The sequence below is a fragment of the Gilvimarinus gilvus genome (assembly GCF_030518155.1).
GTDB lineage: Bacteria > Pseudomonadota > Gammaproteobacteria > Pseudomonadales > Cellvibrionaceae > Gilvimarinus > Gilvimarinus gilvus.
Map to the genome: position 1 here is coordinate 1 of NZ_JAULRU010000679.1, position 366 is coordinate 366.

General features: G+C 62.8%; 1 protein-coding gene. It reads right to left on the reverse strand.

The features are described 5' to 3' along the window. On the reverse strand, nucleotides 1–366 hold a 366-nt coding region (locus QWI17_RS16855; RefSeq protein WP_302723690.1), incomplete at both ends, for a Na+/H+ antiporter NhaA.

A 366-nucleotide genomic window follows, 5' to 3' on the forward strand; every position in this document is an offset into this window, starting at 1 on the left:
CGGGTCGATGAGTTCGCTGGCATCGCGCTCTGGTGCTTTGGCGCGGCCCAGCAACTCGTTGGTGAAGCGGCTAATGGCGTCCAGAGGGCGCTCACGCATCGGCATGGCGGCTACCGGGGTCATCAGCCCGAGCACAACGCCGGCGAGGGTCGGGTGGGCACCGGTCAACAGGATGCCTAGCCAAACGATCGCACCGGGCACGATATAGGCGTAGGCCGATCCCACACCAATCTTCTGCAGCGCGATTACCATCAGCAGGCCGATCGCCGCGACGCCGAAACCGCTGTAGTCGAGGCCACCCGAGTAGAAGACCGCGATGATCAGCACAGCGATAATGTCATCGATGATCGCCAGGGCAAGCAGAAA